At 49.0% G+C, this 22,328-nt stretch carries 24 protein-coding genes and 1 riboswitch; of the genes, 13 read left to right on the forward strand and 11 right to left on the reverse strand.

Annotated elements, in window-relative coordinates; genetic code table 11:
* Positions 1–6: 6 nt before the first annotated feature.
* From HMPREF1141_RS10740 to asd, 5 genes are all read right to left on the reverse strand, one after another.
* Complete coding sequence (locus HMPREF1141_RS10740) at positions 7–1,002, reverse strand: spore photoproduct lyase family protein (protein ID WP_187119571.1); 996 nt, start codon at positions 1,000–1,002, stop codon at positions 7–9.
* 204 nt (positions 1,003–1,206) lie between these two features.
* Positions 1,207–1,677: a hypothetical protein gene (locus HMPREF1141_RS10745; RefSeq protein WP_009064317.1), complete on the reverse strand. Its 471-nt coding sequence runs from the start codon at positions 1,675–1,677 to the stop codon at positions 1,207–1,209.
* Entirely contained in the window at positions 1,674–2,444 is a 771-nt protein-coding gene (gene dapB, locus HMPREF1141_RS10750; RefSeq protein WP_081488007.1) for a 4-hydroxy-tetrahydrodipicolinate reductase, read from the reverse strand. The genes HMPREF1141_RS10745 and dapB overlap by 4 nt, the downstream gene beginning before the upstream one ends.
* Before the next feature lie 223 nt (positions 2,445–2,667).
* Positions 2,668–3,555 carry a 4-hydroxy-tetrahydrodipicolinate synthase gene (gene dapA, locus HMPREF1141_RS10755; RefSeq protein ID WP_009063781.1) on the reverse strand — a complete coding sequence of 296 codons (888 nt, stop codon included), beginning with the start codon at positions 3,553–3,555 and terminating at the stop codon, positions 2,668–2,670.
* A 67-nt stretch (positions 3,556–3,622) separates the two neighbouring features.
* Positions 3,623–4,702 (reverse strand): aspartate-semialdehyde dehydrogenase, encoded by a 1,080-nt coding sequence (gene asd / locus HMPREF1141_RS10760; RefSeq protein WP_009064104.1) that lies wholly within the window; start codon positions 4,700–4,702, stop codon positions 3,623–3,625.
* Positions 4,703–4,815: 113 nt separating this feature from the next.
* A riboswitch (Lysine riboswitch) is annotated at positions 4,816–4,991 on the reverse strand.
* 98 nt (positions 4,992–5,089) lie between these two features.
* Here asd and queA point away from each other — a divergent pair.
* The 12 genes from queA (at position 5,090) to HMPREF1141_RS10815 (ending at position 15,127) form a co-directional block, all read left to right on the forward strand.
* Positions 5,090–6,139: a tRNA preQ1(34) S-adenosylmethionine ribosyltransferase-isomerase QueA gene (queA, locus tag HMPREF1141_RS10765; RefSeq protein ID WP_009063517.1), complete on the forward strand. Its 1,050-nt coding sequence runs from the start codon at positions 5,090–5,092 to the stop codon at positions 6,137–6,139.
* A 130-nt stretch (positions 6,140–6,269) separates the two neighbouring features.
* Positions 6,270–7,400 carry a tRNA guanosine(34) transglycosylase Tgt gene (gene tgt, locus HMPREF1141_RS10770; protein WP_035316982.1) on the forward strand — a complete coding sequence of 377 codons (1,131 nt, stop codon included), beginning with the start codon at positions 6,270–6,272 and terminating at the stop codon, positions 7,398–7,400.
* A 67-nt stretch (positions 7,401–7,467) separates the two neighbouring features.
* Positions 7,468–7,800, forward strand: a complete 333-nt coding sequence (gene yajC, locus HMPREF1141_RS10775; RefSeq protein ID WP_009064050.1) for a preprotein translocase subunit YajC — start codon at positions 7,468–7,470, stop codon at positions 7,798–7,800.
* A 93-nt stretch (positions 7,801–7,893) separates the two neighbouring features.
* Complete coding sequence (locus HMPREF1141_RS10780) at positions 7,894–8,322, forward strand: TIGR04086 family membrane protein (RefSeq protein WP_009063747.1); 429 nt, start codon at positions 7,894–7,896, stop codon at positions 8,320–8,322.
* 66 nt (positions 8,323–8,388) lie between these two features.
* Positions 8,389–8,538, forward strand: coding sequence for a six-cysteine ranthipeptide SCIFF (gene scfA / locus HMPREF1141_RS17140; protein ID WP_009063491.1), 150 nt, complete (start codon positions 8,389–8,391; stop codon positions 8,536–8,538).
* An 89-nt stretch (positions 8,539–8,627) separates the two neighbouring features.
* Complete coding sequence (gene scfB, locus HMPREF1141_RS10785) at positions 8,628–9,992, forward strand: thioether cross-link-forming SCIFF peptide maturase (RefSeq protein WP_009064172.1); 1,365 nt, start codon at positions 8,628–8,630, stop codon at positions 9,990–9,992.
* Positions 9,993–10,353: 361 nt separating this feature from the next.
* The gene (proC, locus tag HMPREF1141_RS10790; RefSeq protein ID WP_009063577.1) at positions 10,354–11,151 is read left to right on the forward strand and encodes a pyrroline-5-carboxylate reductase; all 798 of its coding nucleotides are present in this window, start codon (positions 10,354–10,356) and stop codon (positions 11,149–11,151) included.
* Between the two features lie 130 nt (positions 11,152–11,281).
* Complete coding sequence (locus HMPREF1141_RS10795; protein ID WP_009064284.1) at positions 11,282–11,971, forward strand: stage II sporulation protein M; 690 nt, start codon at positions 11,282–11,284, stop codon at positions 11,969–11,971.
* Positions 11,972–12,002: 31 nt separating this feature from the next.
* Positions 12,003–12,905: a site-specific tyrosine recombinase XerD gene (xerD, locus tag HMPREF1141_RS10800; protein ID WP_009064063.1), complete on the forward strand. Its 903-nt coding sequence runs from the start codon at positions 12,003–12,005 to the stop codon at positions 12,903–12,905.
* A gap of 42 nt (positions 12,906–12,947) precedes the next feature.
* Positions 12,948–13,898: a membrane protein gene (locus HMPREF1141_RS10805; RefSeq protein WP_009063725.1), complete on the forward strand. Its 951-nt coding sequence runs from the start codon at positions 12,948–12,950 to the stop codon at positions 13,896–13,898.
* Between the two features lie 27 nt (positions 13,899–13,925).
* A complete protein-coding gene (locus HMPREF1141_RS10810; protein ID WP_009063562.1) occupies positions 13,926–14,798 on the forward strand; it encodes an SseB family protein in 873 nt (290 codons plus the stop codon).
* A 38-nt stretch (positions 14,799–14,836) separates the two neighbouring features.
* Positions 14,837–15,127, forward strand: coding sequence for a YciI family protein (locus HMPREF1141_RS10815; RefSeq protein WP_009064038.1), 291 nt, complete (start codon positions 14,837–14,839; stop codon positions 15,125–15,127).
* A gap of 51 nt (positions 15,128–15,178) precedes the next feature.
* On the opposite strand, the gene HMPREF1141_RS10820 is transcribed toward HMPREF1141_RS10815, so the two are convergent.
* From HMPREF1141_RS10820 to HMPREF1141_RS10835, 4 genes are all read right to left on the reverse strand, one after another.
* On the reverse strand, positions 15,179–16,258 hold the full coding sequence (locus HMPREF1141_RS10820; RefSeq protein WP_035316916.1) for a tyrosine recombinase XerC: 1,080 nt from the start codon (positions 16,256–16,258) through the stop codon (positions 15,179–15,181).
* A 249-nt stretch (positions 16,259–16,507) separates the two neighbouring features.
* Positions 16,508–17,290 (reverse strand): DUF6873 family GME fold protein, encoded by a 783-nt coding sequence (locus tag HMPREF1141_RS10825; protein ID WP_242824590.1) that lies wholly within the window; start codon positions 17,288–17,290, stop codon positions 16,508–16,510.
* A gap of 73 nt (positions 17,291–17,363) precedes the next feature.
* On the reverse strand, positions 17,364–18,551 hold the full coding sequence (locus HMPREF1141_RS10830) for an ABC transporter permease (RefSeq protein ID WP_009063975.1): 1,188 nt from the start codon (positions 18,549–18,551) through the stop codon (positions 17,364–17,366).
* The gene (locus HMPREF1141_RS10835; RefSeq protein WP_009064113.1) at positions 18,544–19,626 is read right to left on the reverse strand and encodes an efflux RND transporter periplasmic adaptor subunit; all 1,083 of its coding nucleotides are present in this window, start codon (positions 19,624–19,626) and stop codon (positions 18,544–18,546) included. Before HMPREF1141_RS10835 ends, HMPREF1141_RS10830 begins: the two co-directional genes overlap by 8 nt.
* 119 nt (positions 19,627–19,745) lie before the next feature.
* On the opposite strand from HMPREF1141_RS10835, the gene HMPREF1141_RS10840 reads away from it, so the two are divergent.
* Positions 19,746–19,943 carry a hypothetical protein gene (locus HMPREF1141_RS10840; protein WP_155863585.1) on the forward strand — a complete coding sequence of 66 codons (198 nt, stop codon included), beginning with the start codon at positions 19,746–19,748 and terminating at the stop codon, positions 19,941–19,943.
* Here the strand turns inward: HMPREF1141_RS10840 and radA are convergent.
* Both radA and HMPREF1141_RS10850 read right to left on the reverse strand, forming a co-directional pair.
* Positions 19,912–21,279 carry a DNA repair protein RadA gene (radA, locus tag HMPREF1141_RS10845; RefSeq protein WP_009064345.1) on the reverse strand — a complete coding sequence of 456 codons (1,368 nt, stop codon included), beginning with the start codon at positions 21,277–21,279 and terminating at the stop codon, positions 19,912–19,914. The genes HMPREF1141_RS10840 and radA overlap by 32 nt on opposite strands.
* A 154-nt stretch (positions 21,280–21,433) precedes the next feature.
* Entirely contained in the window at positions 21,434–22,159 is a 726-nt protein-coding gene (locus tag HMPREF1141_RS10850; RefSeq protein WP_147584581.1) for an N-acetylmuramoyl-L-alanine amidase, read from the reverse strand.
* Positions 22,160–22,328: the final 169 nt, after the last annotated feature.

Consider the following 22,328-nt stretch of genomic DNA (forward strand, 5'->3'; position numbering starts at 1 on the left):
GACAGTCTATGATATATATAAAATCGGCATATTCGGCAGCTCTTTGGACAGCTTTTCCCGTAAAAAAGACTCGGCTTCTGCGCGTATATCGTTTCGGTAACAGTATTTGCCGCGCCCACGCCCGGTCATCGTCTCCCGGTTAAACAGTTCCACACCATTGGGAAATGCATCCGTATTAATGGCGTTTTGAACAAAGCTGTAGGTCATCAAGATAATTTCTATAAAACCGTTTTGCGTCACCTTTGGGCTCAGTTCTTCCGCCAGCTGCTCGATCAGTTCCCCATACAGGCGCTTCCAGTCCGGCACCAGGATGATTGGCGCAAGTAACATCCCCACCGGATACCCTGCTTCCGCCATATCATTCAGTGCCCCAATGCGTGCATGCAGCGGCGATGTCCCCAGCTCTATGCGGCGGATGAGCTCCTCCGGATTGATGCTCATGCGAAATATGGTCTTTCCTCCGTGGTCAAGGCTCAGCAAGGGTTTTACCATATCAAATTTGGTGGGGAAGGTAAGGTGTCCGCGGCCCTCACGCGCAAAACGCTCGATGGTGTAAATCAGATTATCCGTAATGGTGTTTTCCAGCACCAAATCGCTGTTGCTGCCGATTTCAAAGGTCTGCGGCGCAGGAGCTTCGGCATCCTTTTTCAAAATTCTGTCCAGCATTTGCTCACGGTTTACGAACAGGCGCAGATAGGCACATTTGTTATAATTGCATACCAGATAGCAATACAGGCACATGGCTCTGCACCCCGAAGAGGTATACGGTACCAGCCAGTCGGAAACTTTATAATTCGGCACATATTTATGTGTTTTTCTCAGGCCGATGATCAGATGCTGTTTCAGCTTTGGAAAGTCCCGATTTTCCGAAGCCGTCAATTCCGGTATCCGGTTATGGCTCTCAATTTCGATCCAAGGCAAGCTTTCATATTTGGCCCGGAGCATTTTTCCCAATTCATAATGAAGTGCAGCCGGTTCGTAATAAACCGCATCAAAACCCATATTCACTGTAAACGCCTCCTCTGCACTCAGTTTTCCCAAAACAGCGGATACTATAGCAATAAGGATTCTGTGCTGCACATCGTTTTGAATCAAAACAGTCATGTGTCATTTTTTAGTTGAAATGGAACCACGCAAAAAGCACCTGAAGCTTCTTCAAAGAAGCTTCAGGTGCTTTTTTTAAATCAGGATTTCTCCCAAATCAATTTAGTCCTGTGGTTCTCTCATCGCCTGCTCAATGGCGGTCAGGGTTTCCGGATAATCCGCAAAGGTAACCAGTAAAGACACTTCATCTTCCGACGTGGTGATAATCCGTACATCGGTCGAAACACGGGCTGCTGCTGCAAATACTGCGGCCGCAATACCGGGGGTATGTTTCATACGCTGATCGCTCACGGTAATTTTACTGTTGCCGCTGCTGACGATCATTTTGATTTCATGTCTTGCCTGCAGCTCAGAGGTGAATTGCAGCATTCTTCCCAAATCTTCATCTGCAATCGTAAACGAAAGGGAGGTAAAGGCCCCTTGTGTGGGGGACAGGGAAATCATATCGACATTCACTTCCAGCGCTGCGATCTTTTCGAATATCTCCGATAAAAAGGAAATATTCGCCGAGCAGTTCTGCAAAGTGATCAGGGTAATTTCACTGGACGAAGCAATGGTCGCTCCTGGCATCATGATTCCTCCTTATGATCGGCCAGCAGGTCGCTCATGTTGTATAAACCCGCAGGTTTACCGATTAGGAACAGAGCGGCATTGATAGAGCCTGTTGCGAAAATCTCTTTGGATTGAGCCGAATGAGTGATGCTCAAAATCTCGTCGGGGCCGGCAAACAGAACCTCGTGTTCCCCAACAATGGTGCCGCCGCGAACAGAATGCAGACCGATTTCCGTTTTGCTTCTCTTCTTGCGCTGAGAATGCCGATCATATTCGTAATGGGGTTCTTCTTCCACTACAGAAGAGATTGCGTCTGCAATCATCAGTGCGGTACCGCTGGGAGCGTCGACCTTCTGATTATGGTGCTTTTCGATGATCTCTACATCGAACTGGCCCCACAGTACAGAAGCAGCCTTTTTCGCAAGCTCGATCAGCAGATTCACCCCAAGGGACATATTGCCGGAGTAAAAGATCGGGACGCTTTGGGCAGCTCTTTTGATTTGAGCCACCTGATCCTTCGAATAGCCCGTGGTGCAGATAACCATGGGCATTTTACGGGAAAGCCCCAGCTCCAGCAGGGAAGAGAGAAGAGAGGGGTTGGAAAAATCAATCAGAACATCCGCTTCGCAGCTGATATCGGCCGGAGTAGAGAACACGGGAAATTCCTTTTCCACGCCGGTAAAAGCATCGATTCCCGCAACTGTGATGCAGTTGGGGCGGGTTTTCAGCCCCGCGGCAATCTGATTGCCCATTTTTCCGTTGCACCCGCTTATGATAAATCTAGTCATTTTATCATTCCATTCTTAAATTAATACTATTTCCAATGAAACCGCGGATTTTATCCGCGATTTCATTCCTGCCGCAGGGCGGCAGACGACAGCATAATCTGCCGTGAAAGCCGTGTAATACCGAAATCTTGTTTTTGCGAGCTGCTGATAGCGGCAGGAAAAAGCGTTTTTTGCTTTTTTACTTAGAAATTTAGTATTATCACGATTGGCCCAATTACAGAAATCAGATCAGACCATGCTTTTTCATCACAGAAACCATCTTTTCGCGGTTTGCGTCATTCATGGCTACGAGGGGCAGACGGCATTCGCCGCTTTCATAGCCGATCAGATTGACAGCTTCCTTTACCGGAATGGGGTTCACATCGATAAACATGGCATTCATCAGATCGAGATATTCCAGAGAAAGTGCGCGGCTCTTTGCAATATCACCGTCAAAGAAGCTCTGGCAGATATTGTGCATCAAAGCGGGGCAGATGTTCGCAATCACCGAGATGATTCCCTTGCCGCCCAAAGAGAGGATCGGCAGAGTCTGGTCGTCGTTGCCGGAATAGATGTGCAGGTTATCTCCGCACAGAGCAGCCGTTTGCGCAATGGCGGAAATATCTCCGTTCGCTTCTTTTGTCGCCACAATATTGGGGTGCTTGGAAAGCTCCAGATAGGTAGCGGGCTGAATGCCGCAGCCGGTGCGGGAAGGAACATTATACAGAATGATCGGCAGATCGGTCGCGTCTGCAATATGAGTAAAATGCTGAACCAATCCCGCCTGAGAGGTCTTGTTGTAATAAGGGGTCACGCTCAGCTGAGCATCCGCTCCGTAGCGCTTTGCCTCAACAGCCAGCTCAATTGCGTAAGCCGTGTCGTTGCTGCCGGTACCGGCAATCACGGGAACACGGTGATTGACCTTCTTGATCGAGTATTCCAAAACACCGCAGTGCTCTTCATGTGACAATGTGGCGGATTCGCCCGTGGTCCCGCAGGCGATAATCGCGTCGGTCCCGTTTTCAATCTGGAAATCGATCAGGCGGCCCAGCATCTCATAGTTGACGGAGCCATCTTGATTCATAGGAGTTACAATGGCAACACCGGAGCCGAGAAAAGGTGCCTTTTTCATAGTAGCAACCTCCTGTTATACAAATAATAATATAATAAATAGTAATCTGAAATCGGATGAAAAATGCTTAGTCCATATATCCCTGAGCACAGAGCAGCTCACCCAGCAGAACGGCGCCGCCGGCGGCTCCGCGCAGAGTGTTGTGGGACAGGCAGACAAATTTGATGTCGTACTGGGTATCGGGACGCAGACGGCCAACGGATACCGCCATGCCGCCCTCCAGATTTCTGTCCAGCTTTGTCTGCGGACGGTCGTTTTCTTCAAAGTAGTGGATAAACTGCTTCGGGGCGCTGGGCAGCCCGAGCTGCTGAGGTACACCGGCAAAGTTCTTCCAGCGGTTCAAAATCTCTTCGATTTCGGGTTTCTTTTCAAAGGAAGCAAACACCGCCGCAATGTGGCCGTCGGTTACCGGTACACGAATGCACTGAGAGGTGATCGACGGGGAAGTGGCATTGACAATCTTGTCGCCCTCAATGTGGCCCCAGATCTTCATGGGCTCCTGCTCGGATTTCTCTTCCTCGCCGCCGATATAGGGGATCACGTTGTCGATCATTTCGGGCCAGGATTCAAAATTCTTACCCGCTCCGGAAATTGCCTGATAGGTGCAGGCCAGAACCTTTGTAACGCCGAAGTCCATCAAAGGATGCAGAGCCGGAACGTAGCTTTGCAGAGAGCAGTTGGATTTTACCGCGATAAAGCCGCGCTTTGTTCCAAGACGCTTTCTCTGCGCCGCGATGATTTCAGTATGCTCGGGGTTGAGCTCCGGAACCACCATGGGAACATCGGGGGTACCGCGATGCGCGCTGTTGTTTGAAACAACCGGGCATTCCGCCTTGGCATAGGCTTCTTCCAGCGCTTTGATTTCTTCTTTCTTCATATCGACCGCGCAGAATACGAAATCGACCATAGAAGCGATTTTCTCTACATCCGTATCAGCATTTAACACAATCATATCGGCCATCTTCTCAGGAATGGGAGAAGACATCAGCCAGCGTTTGCCTACGGCCTCGCGATATGTTTTCCCGGCGGAACGGGCACTCGCGGCCAACGCGGTCACCTGGAACCACGGGTGGTTTTCCAATAATGTGGCAAAACGCTGTCCCACCATACCTGTTGCTCCAATAATGCCAACCTTATACTGTTTCATGGGATGTTCCTCCTAATGTAAGAAAATGGAATAAGAAATAAAAAAACCGGTTGAAAACCGGTCATCAATCAAATATAATAAAAAGCATTCCAGATGCAGTATTCCTGCTGATACTCTGTGATAGCTCTCCACCATAATCTCATGATGACAGTCATGCTGCTGTTCGCAGACATAACCAGGCGAATGCCTGCCGGGGCATTCCCTTCGGCGACTTTCCCTTTCACAGGCTCTCGTCGGTTTTGGCAACCTACATCCCGCTACTTTTGAAAGACGCGCCTCTATCTTCTTATTTTTATCTTGCTTTATCATAGCACGGGTTGCTATCGGTTGTCAATTTATTTATAATAGAATTCGAAAATAATCTGAACCCAATTTAGGAGAGTAAGAATGGAAAGCACTTTAAGCACAAAAGACTTTGATTTCGACCTGCCCGAGGAGCTGATTGCGCAAACTCCCATTGAGCCGCGCGACGCTTCCCGGCTTTTGATTTTGGACAAAATAAGCGGTGAAATTCAGCACCGGCATTTTTATGACATCATCGATTATCTGAACCCAAACGACTGTCTGATCCTGAACGATTCCCGCGTTCTTCCCGCCAGAATATACGGCATCAAAGAGGGAACGGGGGCAAGGGTGGAGTTTTTGCTTTTGGCCGCGAAAGGGGACGACGTTTGGGAGGTACTGGCCGGCCCCGGCAAACGTGCCAAGCCCGGAAATCACTTTTCCTTTGGCGGCGGACTCATGACTGCCGAAGTACTGGAAATCATAGAGGATGGAAACCGTCTGGTCAAATTCTCTTATCAGGGGAATTTCTACGCTGTTCTTGACCAGATCGGCCAGATGCCGCTGCCGCCTTATATTAAGAAGAAGCTCGAGGATAAGGAACGCTACCAGACGGTTTATTCCCGCGAGGTCGGCTCCGCCGCCGCCCCCACCGCCGGGCTGCATTTTACCAAAGAGCTTCTGGGAAAAATCCGGGAGAAAGGGATCAAGATCGGGTATGTGACGCTTCACGTCGGGCTTGGTACCTTCCGTCCCGTCAGCGTGGACAAGATCACGGATCACAAGATGCACTCGGAGCATTACTGGCTGCCGCAGGAAACCGCCGATTTAATCAACGAGACGAAGAAGAACGGCGGCAGAGTCATTTCCGTCGGCACCACCAGCTGCCGCACGATCGAATCCGTTGCAAAAAAAGAGGGCTGCATCAAAGAAAGCGACGGCTTTACGGATATTTTCATCTACCCCGGGTTCCAGTTCAAGGTACTGGACGGCCTGATTACGAACTTCCACTTGCCCGAAAGCACCCTGATCATGCTGGTATCCGCCTTGGCCGGCCGGGAGCACATTCTGAACGCTTACCGGATCGCCGTGCAGGAAAAATACCGATTTTTCAGCTTTGGCGACGCGATGTTCATCGGAAGCAGGACGGAGTAAACCTTGAGCGGGATTAGCGAAATGCAATTTCAACAAAAGGATTGCGATATTCTGTCTCCCGTTTACGTGGATGATGCCATACCGATTCGGTGAAAGCCGCAAAATGAAGAAAGAAAAGGAATTACGAAATATGCTGAAAGTACAAACCACTCAGGGACGAGCCCGACGCGGTTCGTTTGAAACCATACACGGTGCGGTTCAGACCCCGGCCTTTATGAATGTCGCGACCGCCGGAGCAATCAAGGGCGCCGTTTCCGCTCTGGATTTAAAGGAGTTGAAATGCCAGGTACAGCTTTGCAACACCTATCACCTGCATTTGCGTCCGGGGGACGAAAGCGTTTATCAGCTGGGCGGTCTGCATCGCTTTACCCGGTGGGACGGCCCCATTTTGACAGACAGCGGCGGCTTTCAGGTGTTTTCCCTCGCGAAGCTGCGCAACATCCGGGAAGAAGGCGTGACGTTCTCCTCTCACATCGATGGGCACAAAATCTTTATGGGGCCGGAGGAAAGCATGCAGATTCAGTCTCACCTGGCTTCGACCATCGCGATGGCGTTTGACGAATGCGTGGAAAATCCCGCCGAATACGCTTATGCCAAGCAGTCCTGCGCGCGTACCACGCGTTGGCTGCACCGCTGTAAGGCTGAGATGGATCGCCTGAACACCCTGCCGGGTACCATCAACCCGCATCAGATGCTGTGGGGAATCAATCAGGGCAGCACGTATGAGGATCTGCGCATCGAGCACATGAAGCAGATCCGCGAGCTGGATCTGCCGGGCTATGCCATCGGCGGCCTGGCGGTAGGGGAAAGCGCACAGGAGATGTACCGGATCATTGAAGCCGTTGAACCGGAAATGCCTGCGGATAAGCCCCGCTACCTGATGGGAGTCGGCACCCCCGACAACATTCTGGAATCCGTTCGCCGCGGCGTCGATTTCTTCGACTGCGTCATGCCCACCCGGAATGCGCGCCATGCCCACCTGTTCACCTGGCAGGGAAGAAGAAATCTGCTCAACGCCAAGTATGCGCTGGACGATACCCCGCTGGATTCCGAGTGCGACTGCCCGGTGTGCCGCAGCTTCAGCCGCGCTTATTTGCACCATCTGTTCAAGGCCGGCGAGATGCTGGCGATGCGTCTGGCGGTCATGCACAACATCTATTTTTACAATACGCTGATGGAGAAAATTCGCTACTCTTTGGAGCAGGGAAGCTTTGACACATTTTATCTTGAAAACGTTGAAAAACTTGGACAAAGAATCTAATTTCGCTTGCATGATTTCCCATTTATTGATATAATCAAAATTACTAATATGGAGGTGCTTTTTTCTTATGAATCATTTATTACCTTTGGCGGCAACTGCGGCTGCGTCTTCCGGGAATTCCATTTGGAGCATTATCGTTATTTACGCACTGTTGTTCGGTGCGTTGTATTTCTTTATGATCCGCCCGCAGCAGAAGAAGAAAAAGGCGGAGGAAGCTCTGCGCAAGAACGTTCAGGTCGGCGACGAAATTACGACAATTGGCGGTATTGTCGGCCGCATTGTGGCCATCAAGGAAGAGAGCGAAAGCTTTGTGCTGGAAACCGGAATCGACCGCACCAAGATCATTGTGAAGCGCTGGGCGCTGGGCAAGATCAACACCGTTCATGAGGATGACAAATAAACAATCCTCCATCGGCTGAAGAAAAACTAGTATATTTTACCTCTCCTGCGAATATCTATGAAGCGTAGAGAACATGCAGGAGGGGTATTTTATATGAAAAGACCAAAAAGAGTGAAATCCAATAGAGAGCGTTCCCAAAATCCAGTTTGGAAAATACTTCGTCCAATTGTGTTCGGCACTTTGGCCGGGGCGGTAATATGCACCGTTCTGCTGCTGGTGCTTTCTCTGATTCTGGTCGCCGCAAAGCAATTACCCCAAAGCCTGCTTCAGCCGATTACTGTGCTGATCGCCGCTCTGGGTGCGTTTTTTGCCGGGTATACAGCCGCGCGTATGTCTGGTGAACGCGGAATGCTGTACGGCGCAGGCTCAGCCCTTTTGCTGTTTGGGCTACTGTTTTTGGCTGGGCTCACCGTTTCGGGAGAAAGCGTTTCGGCCTTCATGCTCACAAAGGGCCTGATCATGGTTTTGACAGGAGCCATCGCCGGTATTTTGTCGGTAAACAAAAAATCCAGGCGAAAATAGGCTTTTCAAGTTTCCATTCTTGTGCTATAATATTGGCATTAAAATTTGTGAAATGGGGATTTTGAAATGAAACAGATCAAAACTTTGAATAAAGCCAACCTGAAAGAGAGCGCTGTCAAGGGCGGCTGCGGCGAGTGCCAGGCGTCCTGCCAGTCTGCCTGCAAAACCTCCTGCACCGTAGCGAACCAGAAGTGTGAGAATGCGCAGAGAGCGTAATTTCTGATTGAGACTGCGGCCGGATAAGATCAAATGATGGAAGGGACAGAATTCTGTCCCTTCCATTTTGTGCGGATGGAGAAAGATATATGATACACAAATATTACCTGAACGGATATTACATTGTCCTCGATACCAACAGCGGAGCAGTTCACGTGTTTGACGAGCTGCCCTACCTGATGCTGGATTCTTTTACGGACAGTGTGCCGGAAGAGCAGCCGGAGGAGATCAAACGAAATCTTCTCGGGCGGTTCTCGGAATCCGAAATTGACGAGGCCTATGAGGAGCTGCTCGAGCTATACCGTTCCGGCCTGCTGTACTCCAAGGATGAGTACGAGCAGTTCTGCGATATGCTGCGGGATGCTCCGGTCAAATCGATGTGCCTGAACGTAGCGCACGACTGTAACCTGCGCTGCGAATACTGCTTTGCGGCCAAGGGCGACTTCGGCCGCGGTCGGATGCTGATGCCCTTTGAGGTCGGCAAGCGCGCGATCGATTTTCTGATCGAGCAGTCCGTGGGTCGCCACAATCTGGAGGTTGATTTCTTCGGCGGCGAGCCGCTGATGAATTTTGAGGTCGTGAAGAAGGTTGTGGATTACGCCCGCAGCATCGAAAAGCAGCACAACAAGAACTTCCGCTTTACGATCACAACGAACGGCCTGCTGCTGACAGACGACAAGATCGAATATATCAACCGCGAGATGTCCAATGTGGTTCTCTCCCTGGACGGCCGCAAGGAGATCAACGATCTGCTCCGTGTCCGTACGGACGGACGCGGCAGCTACGACCGGATCGTTCCGAATTATCAGAAGCTGGTTTCTACCCGCGGCGATAAGGACTACTATGTGCGCGGTACGTTTACCACCCATAACCTCGACTTTTCTAAGGATGTACTGCATATGGCAGAGCTGGGGTTTGATCAGCTCTCCATTGAGCCGGTGGTATCGGACGAAAAGCTGGATTACTCCCTGAAAGAAAAGGACCTGCCAAGTGTGTTTGAGGAATACGACCGTCTGGCAAATCTCCTCATTCAGCGCAGGAAAGAGGGAAGAGGCTTTAATTTCTTCCACTTTATGCTCGATCTTGACCAGGGCCCCTGTGCGATCAAGCGGCTGCGCGGCTGCGGCTGCGGCAACGAATACATCGCGGTCACTCCGGAGGGAGATATTTTCCCGTGTCATCAGTTCGTCGGGGATGATGAGTGGAAGATGGGAAATATCATGCAGGGAATCTTCGATCGTTCGATGAAACAAAAATTTGCTCAATATAATATTTACAGCAAAAAGGATTGCCGGAACTGTTGGGCTAAGTTCTACTGCAGCGGCGGATGCAACGCCAACAGCTGGCAGTATGAGGGGGACATTCTGAAACCCCATACGATTTCCTGTGAGCTGGAGAAAAAGCGTTTGGAATGCGCCATTATGATGAAGGCCGCTCTGGCAGATACAGAGTAAGCCAAGGCTTTTTCTATCGTAACCTTTTGTGTGAGCCCACCCGAAAAACGTGATATGGAATGCCCATTATGCACACGCTTGCTGGTAACATTCAGGCGTGTGCATAATTATGCATCCGCATATTTTCGTACAAGTTTACATAATATTTTAGAGGGTTACATAATTCGGACGCATGTTTTTCTGCATACTGTATAAATTTTACATTTCCTCCTGATTCTGCTTGCTTTGGGGATGGAAAAGTATTATAGTATATTATATTTCATATCGTAAAAGTGGGGGTCAAAATCCAAAACTGGCCCAATCTGGCAGAAAAATGGTGGGTTTTGATGTTGATATTACTGTGTAAAGGAATGAGAATGGTATGGTAGTAGGATTTGTCGGGGCCGGAAATATGGCCGGTGCAATTATGAATGGAATCCTTCGCGCGGGGATTCATCCGGCGCAGGACATGATCGTATTTGACATCAGTGAAGAAAAGCGTTCTGTGTTTCAGCAAAAGGGATTGCGGACTGCCGCATCCGTTTCTGAAGTCGTGAAGGATGCCGACATTGTTTTTCTTGCCGTGAAACCGCAGAATTTTGCGGAGGTGCTGGAGGAAGCGAAAAAAACGGTAACGGAGCAGACTCGCTTTGTCACCATTGCGGCCGGAATTTCGATTCATTATATTACCTCTACGCTGGGCTGTGACTGCCCTGTGATCCGTGCAATGCCGAACACCCCTCTGCTCGTGGGCAAGGGCGCTACCGCGCTGTGCCGTTCTGAGAAGGTGTCGGATGAGGATTTTGCGTTTGTGCGTTCCATTTTTGAAGCCTGCGGCACGGTAGAAATCCTGCAGGAGGATCAGATCAATGTGGCGACCTCCGTCAACGGCAGCGGCCCGGCTTATGTGTATCTGTTCGCAAAAGCGGCAGCCGAAAGCGCAGACCGTCAGGGAATCCCCGCGGACGCGGCTCTGCGTCTGTTCAGCCAGACCCTGATCGGCAGCGCCGAAATGCTTCTGCATTCCGGCCATACGCCCGACGAGCTGATCAAAATGGTATCCTCTCCGGGCGGCACCACCCTCAAAGCGCTGGATGTTTTTTACAGCAGAGGCTTTGAGGCAATCATCGACGAAGCGATGCTGGCCTGCACACACCGGGCGGAGGAGCTTGGGAAATAGGCGCTCCCAGGGCTGCTGATTAAAACGATATTTTTTACTCCATAATGAAAATAGAGTTTTTCCCATAGACTCATATTACGCCGTTTCGGCTCATACAATTCAGTAGGCAACCGCCCTCAGGAGGATCTGTATGAGTAGGAAAGGGACAAGAATCATACCGCTGTACTATCGTTCGCAAAAGAAATCGCGGCCTGTCCATGAATCGCGGTTTCGTCTGTTTGATCTGCAAAGCATGTTTCAGGTGGTTACGGAAAATCCCCTGCTGACAGCACTGGCGCTTCTGCTTTTGGTGGGAACCATCTTTGGCGCGCTGTTTGCCAGGGGGGCCGACGACTCTATTTTGCAAAAGCTGGATCTGCTGTTCGCCAGTGACGTAAAGGCCCGGGCCGTACAATCCTCCGGCTCAGCGTTTGTTGCGTCGCTCGGTTCTTCTTTTTTCTTTGTTGCGGTTTGTTTTTTATTGGGAATGTCTTTGTGGGGGGCGTTCGTTCTCCCGCTCGTTCCATTATTTCGAGGATTCGGCTTTGGTCTGGCCTCCGGTTACCTGTATTCGGCATATGGGTTTCAGGGAGTTTTATTCAATGCGGTGGTGGTTTTGCCAGGCGCCTTTTTATCGATGATCGCCATTCTTCTTGCGGCGAAGGAAGGCATGCTGTTTTCGAAAGAGGCCCTGTTAGAAGCGTTAAGACGAGAGCAAAGCAAAACGCTTTCTTTAAAGGAATATGCGGTTCAGTTTGGCTCTTTCCTGATTCTTTCTGCTGCTGCGGCTGCAATCGATCTGATTACAACCGTATGTTTTACCGGCGCGTTTTCCTTTTAAGCCCAAAAGCCAATTAGGGGGTACAATTGAGATGAAAGAATGTTGTTCCGACTACCGGGACTATCTGCGTTTTCAAAAATCCGTTTCTCAAAACACTCTGGATTCGTATACCAGAGATGTAGAGCATTTTTTAGAATATGTAGAACAGCAGAACCTTCGGGGGCCGGAACAGGTAACCGAGTCTGTTATGGAGGAGTATGTCAAAGCTCTGAACAGCCGTCAGTGCTCTGTATCGACTGTGACGCGCAACATGGCGTCCATCCGCGGTTTCTATCAGTTCCTGATTCTGACGGGAAAAGCGTCTGACAATCCTGCCAAAAACATACGGCTTGAAAAGGTTCAAAAAAAGCCGCCTCAGATTCTGAGCAGCGAAGAAATTGAGCTTTTATTTGCACAGCCCGATATTTCAGAGCCGAAGGGCTGCCGCGATAAGGCGATGCTGGAGCTGCTGTACGCCACCGGCATTCGCGTATCTGAGCTGGTGGATCTGAATGTGACCGATATCAATCTGCATACGGCGATGCTTTGCTGTGGGGGACACGGAAAAAATGAGCGGATGATTCCGATCTATTCCAAGGCGATCGCCGCTGTCTCCGATTATTTGTTCCGCGTCAGGAGCATCATGATCCGCGCGGACGGAGGACAGGCTTTGTTCACCAATCTGAACGGCAAGCGCCTGACCCGGCAGGGCTTCTGGAAGATCATCAAAGGCTACGCCGAACAGGCCAAAATCACGAAAGAGATTACCCCGCACACACTTCGGCATTCGTTTGCGCTGCATCTGCTGGAAAACGGCGCAAGCCTCAAGGATATTCAGCTGATGCTGGGGCATGCGGATATTTCTTCCACGCAGGTTTATGTTCAGCTGATGAATGACCATTTTAAAGAAGTTTACAACCATTGCCATCCCAAGGCCAAGCTGGGGGTAAGCTAGAAAGAACCCGCAGCGAGGGTAACACAAAAGGAGTGACTCTGTTTGTCAGGATTTTCTCTGTTCGGTGGCTACCAGAAGCCGGGACCTGGAGTAAGCAAAGACGCACCGCAAAAGCCGCCGGTTCAAAGATTTTTTGAAGTGCTGTTCCGCAAATTTTTTGAGCTGGTAAAGCTGAATCTGCTGTTCCTGGTTCCATTTGCAGTCGTAGCGATCCTTTCTTATCTGGTAGGCCTCGTTACCGGGCAGGCGTTTTTGTGGAATCTGCCGTTCGTTTTGCTCAGTCCCTTTTTGGCGGGTCTGACTTTTGTCACCCGCAATTACGCAAGGGAAGAGCACGCGTTTATCGCGTCTGATTTTAAAGACGCTGTTTTGCTCAACTGGAAGCAGTTCTCGATTCATGGCATCATCTGTTATGTGCTGGTCAGCCTGATTACCTTCTGCATTCGCTTTTATTACACACTGGCGGCCTCGCAGGGGACTCTGTTCATGGTTCTGTTCGGAGTCAGCATTGCGGTATTTCTAGTGTTTATCTTCATGCAGTACTACATTCCGCTGATGATCGTAACCTTTGATCTAAGCCTGAAGCAGATTTATAAAAACGCGTTCATTTTCGCCATTATCGGCCTGTGGCGCAATATTTTATTAACGGCGATCTTCGGCGCGATTTTGTTCCTCAATTATTTCCTGTACTATATGAATCCGGCTTTGGTTCTTTTGATCAACGGATTCCTGGTTCTGTTTTTTGCATTTTCTTTTTCCTCCTTTTTGATTAATTTTACTGTTTACCCGTTAATTGAAAAGCTGATGATTCACCCCGCGCTGGAACCTGCGGATGCACAATCGTCTGAAAGCGAAGGTGGGGAAGAGAGCACAGAGGCGGAGGGGGAAGAGGAGAAGAAATCCGAACCCGAATATGTATTTTATCAGGGAAAACTAGTGAAGAGAAGCACTCTGGAAAATGACGATGGTTCTATTTTTCAGGATAGAAGCTGACCAAAATCGAAAGGAATAGAAAGCGATATGACAAAGGATAATGGAAACTCTACCGAAGCCTCCTATACCATTCAGGATTTAATCCAGAGGCATATTTCGGGAGACAAAAAAATTCAAAACCTGCTTTTGGAACGTTTGAAAACAGATGAGCCGATTTGGGCTGTCACTTGCTCCTATACCAAGAATTATTGGCTGGAATTTGTGGGCACTGTTCCGAGCACGCTTTTATTTACGGAAAAACGGTTTTTCGAGGATTTTCAGCAGAAATGCAAAGAGCAAGGGATTGAGGTAAGCTGTGAGGAAAACAGCGCGGAAGAAAGAATGCGTTTGCTGGGGGACTTTTACAGAAGCGGATTTGAAGGCCTGATTATTGATAAAGGCCAGCCGGCTGTGCATCTGAGCCTGTTTGCCTTAATGAAAAAACCTGACTTTTCCAAATTACCGGAAATTCAGCGCCCCGTTATGAATCCTTCTCTGGTAAGGGCGGCCAACCAGTTTTTTCAGCTTTTGAACCAGAAGAAAGCCACCTTAGAGCATCAGAACAATTTGTTTCGGGAGATTTACAACGCACAATTTTTGATGGCGATGGATGCAAGTAATGTTGATCTGGAACAAAAGGATTCTAAAAGCGGAAAGGCGATTATTAAGGAGGGCACCAGTTTCGCCCTGCCCACGATCAGCAATAGCGAGAACCAGCATTTTTATCCGGTATTTACCGACTGGAATGAACTACGGAAATATGATCCGGAGCAGAAATACAATGGAATGCTGGTGAAGCTGGAAGATATTAAACATTTTATACAGCAGTCAGATGGGGCTGTGATCAATCCCTACGGCGCCAATATCGTTCTTTCAGAAGAACGAATCAAAGAGATTGAAGCGGTCTGCGAAGCAGAATAGCAACCGGAAAGTTCGGAAAGCAAGGGGAGTGCCAAAAAATGTATATCGCAAATTTAACTTATCTAAAACCATTATCAGAAGTTGAGAAATATCTTGAAGAACATGTCGCGTTTTTGGATCGGTATTATGAAGCAGGAAAATTCATCTGCTCCGGCAGGAAAAATCCCCGTATTGGCGGAGTGATTTTGTTCCATGCAAAAGATGAAGCTGAAATGAAACAAATCATCTCCGAAGATCCATTTCATATAAACGGGATCGCAAGCTATGAAATGATCGAATTTAATCCCACAAAATGCGCTCCAAACTTTCAATGCTTTACAGAGCAATAAACTACTAGCCGGAACGCTGAAGCTTACTTGCCATCAGTGTTCCGGCTAGTTTTATCGGCTCTTTTTTTCTTCCGAATCTTCTCCCTGTTCCGCTTTATCGACGCTTTCAGATACCGCGAGTTTCTTCACGGCAGCCGCGGAAACAACACGGTTTCCTCTGGATTTCACCTTAGACAGCGGATTGGCGTTCGCCGCATCGCGCATCTGCTGATTGGATAAATGCGTATAGATTTCGGTGGTACCCAGATTTTCATGCCCGAGAACGTCCTTCAAAACCCGAATATCCACATGGCCGTGCTGATACATTAGGGTAGCCGCCGTGTGGCGCAGCTTATGTACGGAATACCCAGGGCCTTCAAATTCGATTTTCGCCAGATATTTTTTCACCAGATGCTGCACGGTTTTCGGGCTGATCCGTTTGCGCTGCCGGCTGATGAACAGCGCCTCGCGGTCGATTAGATTGTTATTCGGGCGAACCGCTAGATACTGCCGGATCGCTTCCTGACAGGCATCATTTAGATACACGACTCTCTCCTTATCACCTTTTCCCACAATGCGTAAAGTCGATGCATTCTGCCGAACGTCTTTTACATTGATCCCCACCAGTTCAGAAAGCCGCATGCCGCAGTTTAAAAATAATGTGAGGATGCAGTAATCACGCTGCCGATCCGGGCCGTCCACTGCATTCAGCAGTTCCATGCTCTGTTCGAGCGTTAAATACTTCGGCAGGGCCTTTTTGAGCTTCGGCGTTTCCAGCTCTGCCATGGGATTCACAGAAAGCTTATGGGCCTTATTGGTCAGGTAGCCGTAAAACGCCCGCAAACTGGAAGCCTTTCTGGCTCTCGTCGCAGCTTTATTTCCGCGAACCGCTGAAAGGTAATTCATATATTCGAATACATCTGTCAGAGAAATCGACTGAATCAGAGCTAAATCTACATCTGAGATAGATATTTCATCTATGGGCAAATCATCCGAAGCCAATCCGCGCTGCTTTTTTATGTAACGAAAAAACGTCCTCAAATCGCGAAAATATTCTTCCATTGTATGATCGGATTTTCCTTTGACCGTACCGATATAACCCAGGAATTCACGGATAATCAAAGGACATTCATGCATTAATCTCGGATCCATTTTTATCACTCCAATTTCATTTATATCGATTCAATTATTTAGCTTTAATTATTTATATTTACTGTTCACTTATAACACCATTGGATTTCCGAACAAATGCTTCAGGCGGCCTGGATTGCGTTATCAGCTCCTGAAAGCCGATTTTGAAATTTCAGCTCCCCCGAATGAGACAAAATAGTTATTATGACTAATTATATCATTTTTAAAAGGGATCGTCAATTGTGTATCCAGAATATACTTTCAATTACTCTATCTGTTCTCCTCTTTCACCGGCAGAATTCCGCCAATGTCGATCAAAGGATTTTGTGTCAGTTCCAAAACCTGTTTTTTCTGCACTTCAATAAAGCGGCGCATTTGCAAACCATCCGGATGAAATTTCAGAGCTCCTGTAAATGCCACAACGGATTCAGAAATCAGTCCGCAGCAGCCGCCGATAAATCCGTATTCATATCCAGGCAGCCGAATATTTCCCGTGCTGATTCTCAGCACTTCAATTCCATGCTGCTCCGCCGCTTGTGCGATCCCGGTATCCGCTGTAATCATCGCTTTTTCAGATAGGATCGCGGCGGAACAATTTGTGTAGCCCTGCCGCACCAAAATAGTATGTATTCCGGCAAAACCGCAGGCTTTTTGCAGCGCCGGATCTAGTTCTTTTAATTTTCCGAACATTTGTTTATTGAGGATAAGTGCATTCAATCGAATATCCGCCGGGTATTTATTTCCCAGTCTCTGCTCTGTCAGCAGCACTTCGGCTCCCTCGTCTTTCAGCCTTTGCTGCAGATCGATTTCTGACCGCACCACGAGCCAGCTTTTCCCTTGAAGGTGAATACACTGCAGATCCGCGTGCCGATTGACCGGCTCCGGCAAATCCGCATTCACTTGTGGGGTTATCACACGAATTCCCCTGCTCTGCAATGCGGTGATTATTTCCGGCACGAGATCGGAAGCAATTACAGCGGTGACTTTGGATGACGGCAGATTTGGCGTATCTACAAAGCGTTCTGTTCGTATCCTGTCAGATGTCATTCCCATTCTCAATATCACCCTTATTACAATTTAAACCCAAAATGAAACGGGCCCCTCTCAAACACAATGGAATACGCTTCTATTCCATTCTCAGGGCGTCTACGGGGTTCATTTTAGCCGCTTTCATGGCAGGATATACACCAAATATCATCCCTGTTAAAACGGAGAAACCGACCGCAAGGGCCATAATATCCAACCGAATACCCAGTGCAAATCCAAAATATGAGGCACCCAAATAAGAAATCCCATAGCCGGCCAGAATTCCAAATAAGGAGCCAAACAGCGTGATCAAAATCGCTTCGAACATAAATTCTAACAGGATATCTTTTTTTCTGGCCCCGATTGATTTTTTAATCCCGATTTCCCGCGTTCTTTCATTGACGGAAACCAGCATCACTGTCATGATGCTCAGGCTGGCCACCAGCAGCGAAATCGCCCCAACAGAGGACAGAATCAGCGTGACGACCCCAAGAATATTAGAAAGGCTGTCGCGCTGCTTCATCAGATTGTTTGAAACAAAGGCATTGCTGCTCCCGTTCGTACGGTTCAGGGACTGCACCAACATATCCCCTGTTTTGTCCACATCTGTTCCGGATTTCAGCTTGACGGCGATCTGGTCGAATGAATTCTTTCCCAGCAGCTGCTGCATGGTGGAATATGGTACATAGACAAAATTCGGAATGTAGCTGCCGATAAAGTTCTGGAGCAATCCGCTGCCTGTTTTTACAATCCCAACCACTTCAAATTCTTCCGTGCCGCCGCTGCAGGTAATCGACAGCTTTTTCCCGATGATATTATTTCTTTTATAAGAAGCCTGCGAAAAATTCTCGTCCACCATACAAACTCGCGCGCCGGATTTAACATCACTGACGCTGATCGACCGGCCATACAGAACATTCAAAGAAATGATCTGGTTCGCGTCGGCATCTATTCCCCATACCAGCGCCTTTCCGGTGATCCGCGTTGTCTGCACACTGGTCGCCTGCATCATTACAGGCATGGCCTTCTCTACATTTTCCGATTCCCGTACAATTTTCAGGTCGGTATCGGTCAGCACAACCTGGCTGTCGTTTTCCAAAGTGCTGATCGACAGTCCGCTCAGGCCCAGGCTGTCAAATTCGTGGGTCAGCGCGTCGGTGCCGCACTGGCTGATATTGCCGATCATAATGACCGACGCAACGCCAATGGCTACCCCCATCATCGTCAAAGCCGTGCGGAGCCTTTTTCTGCCAAGGTTTTGAAAAGCGGAGCGAAAAATGTCAGCCATTGGAGGATCCCTCCTCCTGCGGAAGCACCGCAGCTCCGTCAGTAATCGAATCGGGATTCATAATAATGGTATCCTGATCCTGCAGGCCCGACAAAACCTCAAAGCCGGATTCGAATTCCTTCCGGGTGGTCACGGGCACCTTTATGGCCTTCCGGCCATGCAGCAGGTACACATACTCCTTGCCGTCGTCGTCGGCGCGAACGGCCTCATACGGCGCTACCAGAACATTTTTGCTTTCTTCTGTTATGATTCTTGCTTTTGCGGAGAAACCGGGCTTAATATCGCTTTTCGGATTTTGAATGCGAACCAGTACTTCAACCACGGTTTCCGTACCGGTGGTATGGTATTCCTGCTTCGCTTCCGAAGAAATAGAGGTTACCGTACCCTCATAAACGGTATGAAAGCCAGCCCCGGTGATAACCGCCCTCTGCCCTATTTTGATTTCTGAAATTTGCGACTCATTTACGGCCAGACGCACCTGTAGATCGGAGGAAGCCGATACCGTCATAACAGCCTTGTTGCGTTCCACCGTTTCCTGTTCCGAAATTGCAACAGAAGTCAGCACACCGGCCACAGGCGCTGTAATCTCGACATCCTTTGTCTCAATCGGTTCTGCCGGAGATGATGTGGACGAGCTGGCGGAGGAACTGCCTTGCTCTGAGGAAGAAGACGTTCCCGGAACTGCTGCGGAGCTACTTCCACCGGCAATCTGGCTATAATACGTTTCGAGCAGATCCTGATACGTTTGCTCATTCAGAGAATCCGGTAAAGAAACCGTATCCGATATATCCTGCGCAGATGACACCGACAGAGTCATCAGAACCTGGCCGGCTTTGACGGAGTCACCGGTTTTGACATGGATTTTCTGCACGACCGCCCCGGCCTGTGCATAGATATTGCGGGAATCCACTCGCTCGACTGTGCCATTGTTCGAATAAACCGAGCTTTCTGCTGTAACGGGACTCACCTTTACAACAGAAACCGGCACATAAGTACCTTTATAGACATTTCCCGCGTGAATAATCAGCAAACTTAAAATTAGTGTAAAGCTGAAAAGCATTCCATACTTTTTCATTCCAATCCCCCCATACACTCTTATTTTGTGATGGGAAGTCCATTTTATGAATGGAAAAGCACAGTTTTTCAATGAATAATTGCACCCGAAATTCAAAGAATACCGATGAGGTGAAATGCATGAATATCATTCAATGTGACGAAGACTGCATTTATCAGCGGGAAGGATATTGTTCGCTTGAAATCCCCACAATGGTAACAAACGATACCGGGCAAGGCTGTGTTCACCGTATTCAGGCCTCTTCCCGAAAGGGGAACCGTGTTCCCCGCACTACTCCCCTTTCCGTTAAAGAACAGCCGCCTCAAACGCTTCCCTGATATTCCGCACCCCAATCAGCTGGATTCCACGATGCTCTATGTTCACCTGCTTGAGACACGCATGCGGCAGAATGCAGGTCTCAAATCCCAGGTGCGCTGCTTCCGCGATACGTGCATTCACATGAGAAACAGACCGCAGCTCTCCTGTCAGGCCGATCTCACCGAACACCAAAACGTTATCGCCGATCTGCGCGTCCTTCAGGCTGGAAATCAGCGCCATGGCCACCGCAAGATCCGCCGCAGGCTCGTCCAGGCGCAGGCCGCCGACAATGTTCACGTAGGCGTCCAGATTCGAAAAATAGTAGCCCGCTTTCTTCTCCAAAACCGCCAGAAGCAGAGACATGCGGTTATAATCAAAACCGGTAGCGGTTCTTCTGGGGTTGCCGAAACCGGTAGTGGTTGCAAGACCTTGGACCTCTGCCAAAATCGGCCTGGTTCCTTCCATAACGCACGTCACACACGTACCCGATACATTCTTGGGCCGGCCGGATAATAACGCCATAGAAGGGTTGTCCACCTGGGACAGCCCTTTTTCGCCCATGTCGAATACGCCGATTTCATTGGTGGAGCCGTATCGGTTTTTCACCGCCCGCAGAATGCGGTACGACATCTGTCGATCCCCTTCAAAATACAACACGGCGTCTACAATATGCTCTAAAACCTTCGGCCCGGCGATCGCGCCATCTTTGTTCACGTGCCCCACAACCATGATCGGAATATCCAGTGATTTGGCTGTGCGCATCACGTAATTCGTGCATTCCCTTACCTGGGTCACACTGCCGGGCGATGAGCTGAGCTCCGGATGATTCATCGTTTGAATGGAGTCGATCATGACAAGATCGGGCTTGAGCTCCTGAATCTGCTCAACAACAATCTGAATATCGGTTTCGGTCAGGATCAGCAGATTTTCGCTGCTGACTCCCAAACGGCGCGCCCTGAGCTTAATCTGGCGGCTGGATTCCTCCCCCGATACATATAAAATGCGCAGCTGTTGCCCCAAATACTCGCAGATCTGAAGCAGAATCGTCGATTTTCCGATTCCGGGGTCACCGCTGATCAAAATCAGAGAACCGCGCACGATTCCGCCGCCCAGCACTCTGTCCAGCTCAGAAAGCCCTGTCTGGTAGCGCTGTTCGTCCTCCGTATCGATTTCATTGATGGATATCGGGCGCGACATAGAGTGATGCCCGGCCGTTTTGGGAGCCGAACGAACAGGCTCGCGTATTTCCTCACTCATCGTGTTCCATTCCCCGCATCCGGGGCATTTCCCGTACCATTTGGGGGACTCAAATCCGCAGCCGGAGCACACGAATACCGATTTGCTTTTCGATGCCATATGATATCTCCATTTATCCTTACTTTATTTTCATTATCCTGATTTTTTCCTGCCCACGGCGAAGAAGTATTGCTATTTCACGCTATTTGCGACGAGGAAAGAACGTAAATCCATTTATATCTATTATAGCGCGGCAGCGGGGCTAGGGCAACAGTTATGCCATGGTTTGCGAAACAGAAATCCAATAGCTTAAAAAGCCCTGATAGATCGCAAATGCCATTTGCTTTTGATATTCCGGCTGACTCAGCTTTTTCGCTTCTCCGGCATTAGAGAGGAAACCGCATTCTACAATAACAGCTGGAACATCAGCGTTCCTCAGCAGATAGATAGAATCGGTAGCAGGCTTGGTTTCTCTTTGATTATCGGGCTGCAAAAGGGTAGAAATTGTTTTTTGAGTCGTATCTGCCAAAGCCTGGCTTTTGGGATTTTTGGTACCATAAAAAATCTGAGCGCCGCTGTATTTGCCATTTGTAAAATGATTCTGATGAATGCTCAGAAACACGCAGTCGCCGTTCTCTTCGATGATTTTCAGCCGATTGTGCATGTCTGAGGTCTTTCTCGCCTTCACCGTATCGAGCGTATTGTCCCCTACGGAGACATCGGAGTCCCGGATCATGACGACCCGAAACCCGGACATCTCAAGCATGGGCTTCAGATCCATCGCAATCGCAAGATTAATATCCTTTTCAACGATTCCGGATTTACTGACAGCGCCGCCGTCTTCCCCGCCGTGTCCCGCATCGAGAACGATGGTCGGCATATAGTCTCCGGCCAGCGCAGAAACCATCTGGTCGATTTTTTCAAAGGAAAGATAAGTCAGGCGGATAAACATCATACAGCAAAAGATCAGCAGCAGCAGGGGCAGTCGAAGCTTCTTCAAAGTCATCACCTCTGAGGAAGTATATGCACCCATCTACAAAAAAACAACGCCAATTGTACACAGAAACAAAATCCGTAGAAAGGGCCAAAATCATTCCATTTTATTTTAAGACTGCCGCAACTTTTGACATCATTCTTTTTCATACTATTCCTTTTCAAACAGCATAAAA

The organism is Clostridium sp. MSTE9 (genome assembly GCF_000277625.1).
In the GTDB taxonomy this organism is placed as follows: domain Bacteria; phylum Bacillota; class Clostridia; order Oscillospirales; family Acutalibacteraceae; genus Faecalispora; species Faecalispora jeddahensis.

Bases quoted from the DNA above. Each gene is read 5' to 3' on its own strand.
- HMPREF1141_RS10740 (WP_187119571.1), bottom strand. From the start codon at position 1,002: ATGGGTTTTGATGCGGTTTATTACGAACCGGCTGCACTTCATTATGAA.
- HMPREF1141_RS10745 (WP_009064317.1), bottom strand. From the start codon at position 1,677: ATGATGCCAGGAGCGACCATTGCTTCGTCCAGTGAAATTACCCTGATC.
- dapB (WP_081488007.1), bottom strand. From the start codon at position 2,444: ATGACTAGATTTATCATAAGCGGGTGCAACGGAAAAATGGGCAATCAG.
- dapA (WP_009063781.1), bottom strand. From the start codon at position 3,555: ATGAAAAAGGCACCTTTTCTCGGCTCCGGTGTTGCCATTGTAACTCCT.
- asd (WP_009064104.1), bottom strand. From the start codon at position 4,702: ATGAAACAGTATAAGGTTGGCATTATTGGAGCAACAGGTATGGTGGGA.
- queA (WP_009063517.1), top strand. From the start codon at position 5,090: ATGGAAAGCACTTTAAGCACAAAAGACTTTGATTTCGACCTGCCCGAG.
- tgt (WP_035316982.1), top strand. From the start codon at position 6,270: ATGCTGAAAGTACAAACCACTCAGGGACGAGCCCGACGCGGTTCGTTT.
- yajC (WP_009064050.1), top strand. From the start codon at position 7,468: ATGAATCATTTATTACCTTTGGCGGCAACTGCGGCTGCGTCTTCCGGG.
- HMPREF1141_RS10780 (WP_009063747.1), top strand. From the start codon at position 7,894: ATGAAAAGACCAAAAAGAGTGAAATCCAATAGAGAGCGTTCCCAAAAT.
- scfA (WP_009063491.1), top strand. From the start codon at position 8,389: ATGAAACAGATCAAAACTTTGAATAAAGCCAACCTGAAAGAGAGCGCT.
- scfB (WP_009064172.1), top strand. From the start codon at position 8,628: ATGATACACAAATATTACCTGAACGGATATTACATTGTCCTCGATACC.
- proC (WP_009063577.1), top strand. From the start codon at position 10,354: ATGGTAGTAGGATTTGTCGGGGCCGGAAATATGGCCGGTGCAATTATG.
- HMPREF1141_RS10795 (WP_009064284.1), top strand. From the start codon at position 11,282: ATGAGTAGGAAAGGGACAAGAATCATACCGCTGTACTATCGTTCGCAA.
- xerD (WP_009064063.1), top strand. From the start codon at position 12,003: ATGAAAGAATGTTGTTCCGACTACCGGGACTATCTGCGTTTTCAAAAA.
- HMPREF1141_RS10810 (WP_009063562.1), top strand. From the start codon at position 13,926: ATGACAAAGGATAATGGAAACTCTACCGAAGCCTCCTATACCATTCAG.
- HMPREF1141_RS10815 (WP_009064038.1), top strand. From the start codon at position 14,837: ATGTATATCGCAAATTTAACTTATCTAAAACCATTATCAGAAGTTGAG.
- HMPREF1141_RS10820 (WP_035316916.1), bottom strand. From the start codon at position 16,258: ATGGATCCGAGATTAATGCATGAATGTCCTTTGATTATCCGTGAATTC.
- HMPREF1141_RS10825 (WP_242824590.1), bottom strand. From the start codon at position 17,290: ATGGGAATGACATCTGACAGGATACGAACAGAACGCTTTGTAGATACG.
- HMPREF1141_RS10830 (WP_009063975.1), bottom strand. From the start codon at position 18,551: ATGGCTGACATTTTTCGCTCCGCTTTTCAAAACCTTGGCAGAAAAAGG.
- HMPREF1141_RS10835 (WP_009064113.1), bottom strand. From the start codon at position 19,626: ATGAAAAAGTATGGAATGCTTTTCAGCTTTACACTAATTTTAAGTTTG.
- HMPREF1141_RS10840 (WP_155863585.1), top strand. From the start codon at position 19,746: ATGAATATCATTCAATGTGACGAAGACTGCATTTATCAGCGGGAAGGA.
- radA (WP_009064345.1), bottom strand. From the start codon at position 21,279: ATGGCATCGAAAAGCAAATCGGTATTCGTGTGCTCCGGCTGCGGATTT.